Origin of the sequence: Enterobacter cloacae complex sp. 2022EL-00788 (genome assembly GCF_026627565.1) — a bacterium.
In the GTDB taxonomy this organism is placed as follows: Bacteria; Pseudomonadota; Gammaproteobacteria; order Enterobacterales; family Enterobacteriaceae; genus Enterobacter; species Enterobacter pasteurii.
The window spans coordinates 1-12,085 of record NZ_JAPNMC010000007.1; the positions used below are offsets into that span (position 1 = coordinate 1).

Annotated in this window: 9 protein-coding genes and 1 pseudogene; 6 read left to right on the top strand and 4 right to left on the bottom strand. The window is 56.2% G+C overall.

The features are described from left to right. Positions 1 to 209, top strand: a pseudogene (locus OWK27_RS12420) (IS4 family transposase); the annotation flags it as partial. A gap of 67 nt (positions 210 to 276) precedes the next feature. Here the strand turns inward: OWK27_RS12420 and cueO are convergent. Further along, the gene (gene cueO / locus OWK27_RS12425) at positions 277 to 1,836 is read right to left on the bottom strand and encodes a multicopper oxidase CueO (protein ID WP_267590487.1); all 1,560 of its coding nucleotides are present in this window, start codon (positions 1,834 to 1,836) and stop codon (positions 277 to 279) included. A gap of 145 nt (positions 1,837 to 1,981) precedes the next feature. Here cueO and OWK27_RS12430 point away from each other — a divergent pair, with 145 nt between their 5' ends. The 3 genes from OWK27_RS12430 to speD all read left to right on the top strand — a co-directional run bounded on the left by OWK27_RS12430 (position 1,982) and on the right by speD (position 4,095). After that, on the top strand, positions 1,982 to 2,329 hold the full coding sequence (locus tag OWK27_RS12430) for a YacC family pilotin-like protein (RefSeq protein ID WP_148420103.1): 348 nt from the start codon (positions 1,982 to 1,984) through the stop codon (positions 2,327 to 2,329). A gap of 101 nt (positions 2,330 to 2,430) precedes the next feature. After that, on the top strand, positions 2,431 to 3,300 hold the full coding sequence (gene speE, locus OWK27_RS12435) for a polyamine aminopropyltransferase (protein WP_148420102.1): 870 nt from the start codon (positions 2,431 to 2,433) through the stop codon (positions 3,298 to 3,300). Then, positions 3,301 to 4,095 (top strand): adenosylmethionine decarboxylase, encoded by a 795-nt coding sequence (gene speD / locus OWK27_RS12440; RefSeq protein WP_148420101.1) that lies wholly within the window; start codon positions 3,301 to 3,303, stop codon positions 4,093 to 4,095. A 30-nt stretch (positions 4,096 to 4,125) separates the two neighbouring features. Here speD and yacL read toward each other — a convergent pair whose 3' ends face one another. Continuing rightward, on the bottom strand, positions 4,126 to 4,488 hold the full coding sequence (yacL, locus tag OWK27_RS12445; protein ID WP_148420100.1) for a protein YacL: 363 nt from the start codon (positions 4,486 to 4,488) through the stop codon (positions 4,126 to 4,128). Positions 4,489 to 4,671: 183 nt separating this feature from the next. Continuing rightward, on the bottom strand, positions 4,672 to 7,269 hold the full coding sequence (acnB, locus tag OWK27_RS12450; RefSeq protein ID WP_267590488.1) for a bifunctional aconitate hydratase 2/2-methylisocitrate dehydratase: 2,598 nt from the start codon (positions 7,267 to 7,269) through the stop codon (positions 4,672 to 4,674). A gap of 891 nt (positions 7,270 to 8,160) precedes the next feature. Between acnB and OWK27_RS12455 the strand changes: the two genes are divergently transcribed. Next, a complete protein-coding gene (locus OWK27_RS12455) occupies positions 8,161 to 9,681 on the top strand; it encodes a DUF3300 domain-containing protein (protein ID WP_252004708.1) in 1,521 nt (506 codons plus the stop codon). A 10-nt stretch (positions 9,682 to 9,691) separates the two neighbouring features. Beyond that, the gene (locus tag OWK27_RS12460) at positions 9,692 to 10,483 is read left to right on the top strand and encodes a DUF2950 family protein (RefSeq protein ID WP_193355780.1); all 792 of its coding nucleotides are present in this window, start codon (positions 9,692 to 9,694) and stop codon (positions 10,481 to 10,483) included. 53 nt (positions 10,484 to 10,536) lie between these two features. On the opposite strand, the gene lpdA is transcribed toward OWK27_RS12460, so the two are convergent. After that, positions 10,537 to 11,961, bottom strand: a complete 1,425-nt coding sequence (gene lpdA / locus OWK27_RS12465; RefSeq protein ID WP_148420169.1) for a dihydrolipoyl dehydrogenase — start codon at positions 11,959 to 11,961, stop codon at positions 10,537 to 10,539. Positions 11,962 to 12,085: the final 124 nt, after the last annotated feature.

Genomic DNA, 12,085 nt, shown 5'->3' on the forward strand with positions numbered 1-12,085 from the left:
TGATGTGGCTGGCAGGTTACAGGGCAGAAAGGCAGTGTTTACACTGGCACTATCAGGCAAGCAGCATCAGGCACAGACGGGTTCTGTCATACCTGAGTCTGGCAGAAGAAGTCATCCGGCATGAGCCTGGAAAAGTGAGACGGCTAAATATAGGTAACGAAATGAAAAAGCTGGGAAAAGAGTACAGTAATATGGTCATGGTGGTATGACCATATTACTGGGGATCCCTCAGCCCTTTGGGAGAGGGTCAGGGTGAGGGCATCAGGCCGCACTGTTTTAAACAGTGAACCCAAGCATCATCCCCGTATCCTCATGCTCCAGCAGATGGCAGTGCGCCATATAGGCAAACTCCTTCGGCGCCTCGTGGTCAAACTTCACCAGCACCTCGCTGACGCCGCCCTCCACTCTCACCGTATCTTTCCAGCCCGCGCGATGCGCGTCCGGCGCTTTACCGTTTTCAGTAAGAATGCGGAACTGCGTGCCGTGGATATGGAACGGGTGCAGCATCATGTCGCCTTCGCCTGAAATCACCCAGCGCTCGAACTGTCCCTTCGCGGCGGCGAACATCGGCGTGTTCATATCGAACGCTTTGCCATTGATCATATTGGCGTTGTGAAAATCAAACCCGTGACCGCCGTGATCCATGCCGCCCATCCTGCCGTGATCCATGTTCATATGGCCCATCATCTGACCATGGTGCATTCCCGCCATGGCCTGATTGCCATACTTTTTCATCAGCGCCTGCATGCCCATCATGTCGAGCATCGGATCCATGGAGAGCTGAAGCTTGCGCTGCGTAAGCCCGTCAAGCGAAGGGAGTGCTGGCAGGGTGGTTAAGCTATCCGGCAGCGTGCCAGAGGCAGTAATCTGTAGCGGCTGGATGCGCAACACCGGATGCGGCTTATCGAACGGCGCAACGGCCATCCCCATCTGGCTGACCGGCAGCGTGACCAGGTCAAACACCCTGCCATCGCTGATATCCACCAGCACCTCGAAGCGCTCGCCCATCAGCATCGGCAGCTCGCTCACCTTCACCGGCTCCGGCAGCAGGCCGCCGTCGCTTGCCACTACGTAAAGCGGACGTTTATCGCTGGTGGCGAAGTTCAGCGAGCGGGCGTTACAGCCGTTAAGCAGGCGTAAGCGCAGCCAGCCTTTCGGGGCGGCATGCTGCGGGTAAATCGCTCCGTTGGTCAGCAGCGTATCGCCAAACCAGCCCACCGCCGCGCTCATCACGTCCAGCTGATAGTCAATTTGCCCGTCAGCGCTGAACTTTTTGTCCTGCACAATCACCGGCACATCGTCGATGCCCCACTGTTTTGGCAGGCGCAGCAGGCGGCTCTCGTCGTCCTCAATCAGCACCAGCCCGGCCAGCCCCATCGCCACCTGATGGCCCGTCTTGCCATGCTGATGCGGATGGAACCAGCAGGTCGCCGCGCGCTGTTGCGGGGTAAAGGTCACGCTGCGTTTACCCCCGGCCTTGATTACGCCCTGGGGTCCACCGTCCACCTCGCCCGGGACTTCCAGCCCGTGCCAGTGCAGCGTGGTCTCTTCACCCAGCGTGTTATGGATGTCTACCGTTACCGCCTTCCCCTTGCGTAACTGCAACGCCGGGCCGAGCAGATTGCCGTTATAGCCCCACGTCGTCGCGGCGTGCTTGCCGAACGTGGTTTTACCGGACTGCACCACAAGCTGGATGCGGCTGCGGGCATCTGCGGTGAGTAATTCAGGGATGGGTAAAGCGGGTCTGTCCGCGGCAAAAACAGCGCGACTCCAGAGAGGTAGTGCGCTGGCAACCCCCAGCGCGGCAGAATATTTCAAAAAATCACGACGTTGCATGTGCATTTCCTTATTTCCAGCAGGCGATCTTTTGAGCATAAACCCTCCCCTTACCGGAAGGTCAAGCACGGCGGCAATAATAAAGATCGTCGGCCTGGCATCAAGTATGCTAACGTTAATTTTCCGTGATGCAGTGGTAAAGGCAATGAAGACGTTTTTCAGAACAATTATGTTCGCCAGCCTGATGGCGATGTGTGCGAACAGCTATGCGCTAAGTGAAAACGAAGCGGAGGATATGGCCGATCTGACGGCAGTTTTTGTTTTTCTGAAAAACGATTGTGGTTACCAGAATTTACCCAATGGGCAAATTCGTCGCGCACTGGTCTTTTTTGCCCAGCAGAACCAATGGGACCTCAGCAACTACGACAGCTTCGACATGAAGGCGCTCGGTGAAGACAGCTATCGCGATTTAAGCGGTATTGGCATTCCCACTGCTAAAAAATGCAAAGCGCTGGCTCGCGATTCGCTCAGCCTGCTCGCCTACGTGAAGTAACCTTCCCGACGCCCCCTGTTGACCCGCTAACCGCTTCACGGCGGTTTTGTGTTGCGCCCATCTGCCGGAAGTAATGGATGTTAACGAAGGAGGTGCTCCCCATGACCGATAAAACGGTATGGCAAGAAACGCTGCATGACCAGTTTGGTCAGTATTTTGCCGTGGATAACGTGCTCTATCATGAGAAAACCGATCATCAGGATCTGATAATCTTCGAAAACGCCGCCTTTGGCCGCGTGATGGCGCTGGACGGCGTGGTGCAAACCACCGAGCGCGACGAGTTTATCTATCACGAAATGATGACCCACGTCCCGCTGCTGGCCCACGGCCACGCGAAGCACGTGCTGATTATCGGCGGCGGCGATGGCGCAATGCTGCGTGAAGTGTCCCGCCATAAGAATGTTGAAACCATCACCATGGTGGAAATCGATGCGGGCGTGGTGTCGTTCTGCCGCCAGTACCTGCCAAACCACAATGCCGGCAGCTATGACGATCCGCGCTTTAACCTGGTTATCGACGACGGCGTTAATTTCGTTAACCAGACCACGCAAACGTTTGATGTGATCATCTCTGACTGTACCGACCCTATCGGCCCGGGCGCGTCGCTGTTTACCTCCTCGTTTTACGAAGGCTGCAAGCGCTGCCTGAAGCCGGGCGGCATTTTCGTGGCGCAAAACGGGGTGTGCTTCCTGCAGCAGGACGAAGCGCTTGATAGCCACCGTAAGCTGAGCACCTATTTTAGCGACGTCAGCTTCTACCAGGCGGCGATCCCCACCTACTACGGCGGGATCATGACCTTTGCCTGGGCGACGGATAACGACGTATTGCGCCATCTCTCAACCGAGATCGTTCAGGCCCGCTTCCACCAGGCCGCACTGACGTGCCGATACTACAATCCGGCCATCCACACCGCAGCCTTTGCGTTGCCACAATATCTGCAAGACGCGCTGTCCTCAAAGGAGGTGAACTAATTGAAAAAGCTTAAACTGCATGGCTTTAATAATCTGACCAAAAGCCTGAGTTTTTGTATTTACGATATCTGCTACGCCAAAACGGCAGAAGAGCGCGATGGTTATATCGCCTATATCGATGAACTCTACAACGCCAACCGTCTGACCGAGATCCTGTCAGAGACCTGCTCGATTATCGGCGCGAATATCCTGAACATTGCGCGTCAGGATTACGAGCCCCAGGGGGCGAGCGTCACCATTCTGGTGAGCGAGGAGCCGGTTGACCCAAAGCTTATTGATAAAACCGAGCACCCCGGCCCGCTGCCGGAAGTGGTTGTCGCCCACCTGGATAAAAGCCATATCTGCGTTCATACCTACCCGGAAAGCCACCCGGAAGGCGGTCTGTGTACCTTCCGCGCGGATATAGAAGTGTCGACCTGCGGGGTGATTTCACCGCTGAATGCGCTGAACTACCTCATCCACCAGCTGGAATCGGACATCGTCACCATTGATTATCGCGTGCGCGGCTTTACCCGTGATATCAACGGCATGAAGCACTTCATCGATCACGAGATCAACTCCATCCAGAACTTTATGTCCGAGGACATAAAGTCGCTGTACGACATGATGGACGTGAACGTGTACCAGGAGAACATCTTCCATACCAAGATGCTGCTTAAGGAATTTGACCTTAAGCACTACATGTTCCACACGAAGCCAGAAGATTTAAGCGAAGAAGAGCGTAAGGTCATTACCGACCTGCTCTGGAAAGAGATGCGCGAGATCTACTACGGCCGCAATATTCCGACCGTGTAAACGTTGCCCGAAGCAGGGACGCTTCGGGAGTTACTTCTGCTTCATGAATTCACGGTAGGCGTTTACCACTTTCAGGAAGTCCTCCACGCCGCACAGCGACAGGCTCTCTTCGTCGTAGTAGCTCATCCCCTCCTCCATCTCATCACCCGAAAACTCCAGCTGGTTGGCGCGCACCATCACCTCTTCGCCATCCATCCACAGGGTGTATTCGTGCCCGGCGCGTTGCCAGGAGCGCTCACTGCCTTTTACCGTGCTCGCCGCCTGTTCGACTTCATCCAGCAGCGCGAGGTTCTCTTTCACCTCTTCGTTAAACCAGTGTCCAACGGCTTCGTGCCCCATCGACATACGCACTTTCACCACTCCGGTGATATCACGCAAAAATTCGTAATCCATAGCGTTTTCCTCTGCAAAGCCATTAGGGTAATTATCGCAGCAGAGAGGAAGAAAAAAAGCGGGAGAGGCGGGAGGAATGAAAATAAAAAAAATACCCCTCACCCTGGCCCTCTCCCAAAGGGAGAGGGAATAAAATCCCCCTCGCCCCTTTGGGGAGAGGGGTTAGGGGTGAGGGGGTGGTTTTTATACCGCGGTCTGGAAGATCACCCCGTCAGCCTTCTCGGTGTACTGAGAGAGCTGGTCGAAGTTGAGATAGCGATAGGTATCCACCGCCGTCTTATCCACCTGCGCGACAAAGGTCTGGTACTCTTCCGGCGTTGGCAGTTTGCCAATCAGCGCCGCAACCGCCGCCAGCTCCGCAGAGGCCAGGTAGACGTTCGCGCCGGTACCCAAACGGTTCGGGAAGTTACGGGTAGAGGTGGAGACCACCGTCGCACCGTCGGCCACGCGCGCCTGGTTGCCCATACACAGGGAACAGCCAGGGATTTCGATACGCGCCCCGCTCTTACCGAACACGCTGTAGTAGCCTTCTTCGGTCAGCTGCGCCGCGTCCATACGGGTTGGCGGCGCCACCCACAGGCGGGTCGGCAGCTGGCCTTTGTGGGTATCCAGCAGTTTACCTGCGGCGCGGAAGTGGCCGATGTTGGTCATACAGGAGCCGATGAACACTTCGTCGATCTTGTCGCCCTGCACGTCAGAGAGCAGACGCGCATCGTCAGGATCGTTTGGCGCACACAGGATTGGCTCTTTGATATCCGCCAGATCGATGTCGATCACCGCCGCGTACTCCGCGTCAGCGTCGGCTTCCAGCAGCTGCGGATCCGCCAGCCATTTCTCCATGCCCTGAATACGACGCTCCAGCGTACGGCGGTCGCCATAGCCTTCTGCAATCATCCACTTCAGCAGCACGATGTTGGAGGTCAGGTACTCAATAATCGGCTCTTTGTTCAGCTTGATGGTGCAGCCTGCCGCAGAACGCTCAGCGGAGGCATCGGTCAGCTCAAACGCCTGCTCTACCTTCAGATCCGGCAGCCCTTCAATTTCCAGGATGCGGCCAGAGAAGATGTTTTTCTTACCCTTCTTCTCAACGGTCAGCAGACCCTGTTTGATGGCATACAGCGGGATCGCATGAACCAGGTCACGCAGCGTGATGCCCGGCTGCATTTTGCCCTTAAAGCGCACCAGCACGGACTCTGGCATGTCGAGAGGCATCACGCCGGTCGCCGCGGCAAACGCCACCAGGCCGGAGCCCGCCGGGAAGGAGATACCAATCGGGAAACGGGTATGGGAGTCACCGCCGGTACCCACGGTATCCGGCAGCAGCATGCGGTTCAGCCAGGAGTGGATCACGCCATCGCCGGGGCGCAGCGACACGCCGCCGCGGTTCATGATGAAGTCAGGCAGCGTGTGGTGCGTGGTCACGTCAACCGGCTTCGGATACGCCGCCGTGTGGCAGAAGGACTGCATCACCAGGTCAGACGAGAAGCCCAGGCACGCGAGGTCTTTCAGCTCGTCACGGGTCATCGGCCCGGTGGTGTCCTGAGAACCGACGGAGGTCATCTTCGGCTCACAGTATGCGCCAGGACGGATGCCCGCTACGCCACACGCGCGGCCAACCATTTTCTGCGCCAGGGAGTAGCCGCGATTGCTTTCCGCCACGTCTTTCGCCTGACGGAAAACGTCCGAGTGCGGCAGACCCAGCGCTTCGCGCGCTTTGGTGGTCAGGCCACGACCGATGATCAGCGGGATACGGCCACCGGCGCGCACTTCGTCGATCAGCACGTCAGTTTTCAGCTCGAAGCTTGCCAGCAGTTCATTGGTTTCGTGGTTACGCACTTCGCCCTTGAACGGGTAAACGTCAATCACGTCGCCCATGTTCAGGTTGCTCACGTCCACTTCAATCGGCAGCGCGCCCGCATCTTCCATGGTGTTAAAGAAGATCGGAGCGATTTTACCGCCGAGGCACAGGCCGCCGCCGCGCTTGTTCGGCACGTGCGGAATATCATCGCCCATAAACCACAGCACGGAGTTGGTCGCGGATTTACGGGAAGATCCGGTACCCACAACGTCGCCGACGTAAGCCAGCGGGAAACCTTTCTGTTGCAGGGCTTCGATCTGTTTGATCGGGCCGACCACGCCTGGCTGATCCGGTTCGATACCTTCACGGGCGTTTTTCAGCATCGCCAGGGCGTGCAGCGGGATATCCGGGCGAGACCACGCGTCCGGTGCCGGAGAGAGATCGTCGGTGTTGGTTTCACCGGTCACCTTAAAGACGGTAACGGTAATTTTTTCAGCCAGCGCTGGACGGTTCAGGAACCATTCGGCATCAGCCCATGACTGCATCACCTGCTTCGCGTAAACGTTGCCCGCTTTGGCTTTTTCTTCCACATCGTAGAAGTTATCGAACATCAGCAGCGTTGAAGAGAGCGCTTTGGCAGCAATTGGCGCCAGCTTATCGTTATCCAGCGCGTCAATCAGCGGATGAATGTTATAGCCGCCCTGCATGGTGCCGAGCAGTTCAATCGCTTTTTCAGGAGTAACCAGTGGGGAGGTGGCTTCGCCTTTGGCAACGGCGGCAAGGAATCCGGCTTTTACGTAGGCAGCTTCATCTACGCCAGGCGGTACGCGGTTGATCAGCAGATCTAACAGGAATTCTTCTTCGCCCTTGGGCGGGTTCTTCAGCAGCTCGACGAGCGCGGCCATTTGGGTTGCATCTAAAGGTTTGGGTACAATTCCCTCGGCGGCACGTTCTGCTACGTGCTTACGGTATTCTTCTAGCACGACGGTTCTCCTCGCTCTCATTGTCATATGCGGCGGGCGTTCTCTTCACGCTCCTGTGAGACAGCAGTTTGTAGGGTAAATGCCCGATACCGCGTCGGGCAGCATAGCAGGATTTCTGCACAGTGTTAATCTGTTTACAAAAAAGCAACATTAAAAAATTTGCTGAATCGTTAAGCATGGTGTAGAGGGCAGCCGAGGGGAAATTTGGCAACAAAAAAACCGCCTGAAAGCGGTTTATTTGTTGCCTTGCGGTGGTAGCACACCGGGTTGGCAGATTTGCGGCAATCCCAACGCGATGAATTTTGCATCACAACCCGCTGGCTTGCAAGCCATCATGTCAGTTTTGCGTAGCGTCTTCCTGTTTCGAATGAAAACACTTTTAACTTCATTTTTAGCCTTCTGAATTACCACCGAGTCGATTACTCTTCTCCTCGGCCTGCTTCGCTGGTGTAGCAACCAGTCACCGGGCCCGGGAGCAGTTCCGTAACCTACGCGGCAATCCCAATTTGCCAGGTTCTGCCTTTCCCGGTGAAGAATGAACCCGCGTAGCCTGTACAGGAACGCACGCAATGGAGATGCGAATCACTGCGCTGATCGTTGTGCTCGGTTTACTGCTTACGGCACTGCACGGTGGCTGGAACATATCCGACATCACGGTGCTGTTTGTTGTCAACCTCGGCAACTAGCTGCTGGCCGCTCGCAAGAGCGGCCTTCTGATATCCCAGCGGCTTTTCAGCTATCACATATAATTGTGTAATAAATACTCACACTCTTTATCCGGACGTACCGGCAGCTCCCCAACAAAAGTCAAAACAGTAAAAGGCGAGTGAATAATACTCACGCCAACCGCAACGCCTCACGGCACTGCACTCGTCTCGCTGGAGTCAATTTATGAAGTTGCCATTTAAACCACATCTTCTTGTTCTGCTTTGCAGTGCGGGGCTGTTTGCCGCCTCAGGCACCATGTTCGTTAAAAGCCGCACGACGGAGCCTGCCCCCGCTGCTCCGGCGGCACAACAACCCACAGCACCGCCAGCCCAGTCCGCACCGGTTGTCGCACCGGCCTACACCGCCGCGCAAATCGATCAGTGGGTTGCCCCCGTCGCGCTTTATCCGGACGCCCTGCTGTCGCAAATTTTCATGGCGTCCACCTACCCGTCTAACGTTATTCAGGCGGCGCAGTGGTCAAAGGACAACCCTAAAATGCAGGGTGATGCCGCCATTCAGGCGGTTGCCGGCCAGCCGTGGGATCCCAGCGTAAAATCGCTGGTCGCGTTTCCTCAGCTGATGTCGCTGATGGGTGAAAACCCGCCGTGGGTACAAAATCTGGGGGATGCGTTTCTCGCTCAACCGAAGGATGTCATGGATTCCGTCCAACGCCTGCGCGCGCTGGCACAAAAGACCGGCGCCTTACAATCAACGCCGCAGCAGACGGTCACTACCGTCACAAAACCTGCCCCGGCAAAAACAACGGCATCAACCACGACAGCGGAAACGACCACCTCTCCGACGGTGATTAAGATTGAATCCACCGATCCGCAGGTGGTTTACGTCCCGACGTATAACCCGAATACGGTTTACGGCACCTGGCCTAACGCCGCTTACCCGCCGGTATATCTCCCGCCCTCGCCCGGCGAGCAATTTACCGACAGCCTGGTTAAAGGTTTAGGCTTCAGCCTCGGGGTCGCAACAACCTACGCTATTTTCAGCAATATCGACTGGGATGACGACGATGACTGGGATCACCACCATCATGATGATGACTGGGACCACCATGGCGGCTATAACCGCAACGGCGACAACAACATCAATATCAACGTGGATAATTTCAACAAGATTGGCGGACTGCGCCTGAACGGCGACAACCGTACCTGGCAGCACAACCCGGCGTATCGGGAAGGTGTGCCTTACCCGACTAACCAGCTGGCTAGCCGTTTCCATTCCACAAACGCCGCTACCGGACTAAGCGCGACGCAGCGAACGCCGGCCAGTCGCGACAGCCAGCGCCAGGCGGCGCTCAGCCAGATGGAAAAATCGACGGGTAAAACCTTTACACCGTCGGCGCATACCGGAACGCGGGATGCCCGGCGTCTCGCCTCAGCGCAACAGCTGAAGCAGATTTCGCAGCGCAATAGCTATCGTGGGTACGACACCCGGCCACAAACCGTAAAACGGACGGCTACACCGGTGCGTGAAAATCATCAGGCTGTCGGGAAGCGAGTTGCACAGTCGGCGCAGCAGCCGGCCAGGGTGCACCGTGCCAATGCGTTGAGCGGCAATGACAGCCGCTCCGGTAGCTGGCAAGCACAGCAGCAGCGAGGCGCGCAAAGCCGTCAGCTCTCGGCGCACCAGCAGCTGCCTCGCCAGCGCTCTGTCGAACGCGCGGAACACCGCGAATTTCATCATCGTTAAGGGAGCCGACATGAAAAGTAAATTACTCAGCACCATGGTGTTGCTCATGGTGTCGGCGACGGTCATGGCGCAGCAATCCTTCAGCTCGCCGGATCGGGCCACCCGCGCGCTGGCAGACGCCATTCGCGAGCAAAACGAAACCGCAATGAACACGCTGCTCGGTGAACACTGGCGCGACGTCCTGCCGCCGGAAGGGGTCGATCCGGATGCCGTCGATCGCTTCCTGCGAGACTGGAAGATCCAACATAAAACAGTGATCGATGGCGATGTGGCGCATCTGGTGGTGGGCGATAACGACTGGCAGCTTCCGATTCCGTTGATTAAAACCGCCGCAGGCTGGCAGTTTGATATGCAGAAAGCCGGTGACGAGATCCTGACCCGCGAAATCGGGCGCAACGAACTCGCGGCCATTGGCGCATTACATGCCTACGTGGATGCCCAGCAGCGCTATTTTGCAATGAACCAGAAGTACGCGCAGAAAATTGTCAGCGCTGAAGGAAAAAAGGATGGGTTGTACTGGCCCGTGTCGCCCGGCGAAGCGCCAAGCCCGCTTGGCCCGGCGTTTAGCCCGAAGGAGCCGGGTGCTGGCTACCACGGCTATCACTTTCGCATCCTGCCGGAGAACAATGGATTTGCCATGATTGCCTGGCCCGTGAGCTATGGCCAGACGGGGGTAATGAGCTTTGTGATAAACCAGGACGATCGGGTTTATGAGGCCAACCTCGGTAATGAATCAGCGCAGCAAGCGCAGGCGCTTGCGTCATATCACCTGGATAAAACCTGGCAGCCCGTAGCTCCCTGAATCCAGCACATAAAAAAAGCGGCCCGTAGCCGCTTTTTTTTATCTGAAGAAACTTACTTCTTCTTCGCTTTCGCGTTTGGCAGGTCGGTGATGCTACCTTCAAACACTTCTGCCGCCAGGCCCACGGACTCGTGCAGAGTTGGGTGAGCGTGGATGGTCAGCGCGATGTCTTCCGCGTCACAGCCCATTTCAATCGCCAGACCGATCTCACCCAGCAGCTCACCGCCGTTGGTACCGACAATCGCACCACCGATAACGCGGTGAGTCTCTTTGTCGAAGATCAGTTTGGTCATACCGTCTGCGCAGTCGGAAGCGATAGCACGGCCAGAAGCAGCCCACGGGAAGGTGGCGGTTTCGTAGCTGATGCCTTTCTCTTTCGCTTCTTTCTCGGTCAACCCCACCCATGCCACTTCTGGCTCGGTGTAGGCGATAGATGGGATCACTTTCGGGTCGAAGTAGTGCTTCATGCCGGCGATAACTTCAGCGGCAACGTGACCTTCGTGAACACCTTTGTGCGCCAGCATTGGCTGACCGACGATATCGCCGATAGCAAAGATGTGCGGCACGTTAGTGCGCAGCTGCTTGTCAACGCGGATGAAGCCACGGTCGTCCACTTCCACGCCAGCTTTGCCCGCGTCGAGGTTTTTACCGTTCGGCACACGGCCGATAGCCACCAGCACGGCGTCGTAACGCTGTGGTTCTGCTGGCGCTTTTTTGCCTTCCATGGAAACGTAAATACCGTCTTCTTTTGCTTCAACGGCAGTCACTTTGGTTTCCAGCATCAGGTTGAATTTCTTGCTGATGCGTTTGGTGAAGACTTTTACGATGTCTTTGTCAGCAGCCGGGATAACCTGGTCGAACATTTCAACCACGTCAATGTCTGAACCCAGCGCATGGTACACGGTACCCATTTCCAGACCGATAATACCGCCGCCCATAACCAGCAGGCGCTTAGGAACGGTTTTCAGCTCCAGAGCATCGGTGGAATCCCACACGCGCGGATCTTCATGTGGAATGAACGGCAGTTCGATTGGGCGAGAGCCTGCCGCGATGATCGCGTTGTCGAAGTTGATCACGGTTTTGCCGTTTTCGCCTTCCACTTCCAGGGTGTTCGCACCGGTGAATTTACCCAGACCGTTGACCACTTTCACTTTACGGCCTTTCGCCATGCCAGCCAGACCACCGGTCAGCTGAGTGATAACTTTCTCTTTCCAGGTACGGATTTTGTCGATATCGGTTTTCGGCTCGCCGAAGACGATACCGTGTTCAGCCAGCGCTTTGGCCTCTTCGATAACTTTCGCTACGTGCAGCAGCGCTTTAGAAGGGATACAACCTACGTTCAGACAAACACCACCAAGGGTGTTGTAACGTTCTACGATGACGGTTTCCAGACCTAAATCAGCGCAACGGAAGGCTGCAGAGTAACCTGCGGGACCTGCCCCAAGTACCACGACCTGAGTTTTGATTTCAGTACTCATCATGACCTCTTATTGATTTCCGGCGGTCCAGGTACTTGTCGCCCTTCATCCACCGGGACGTTCTATCCGCCCGTATTTTACAAAATTGTTAACAATTTTGAAACAACAAACGGCTCACGAATTG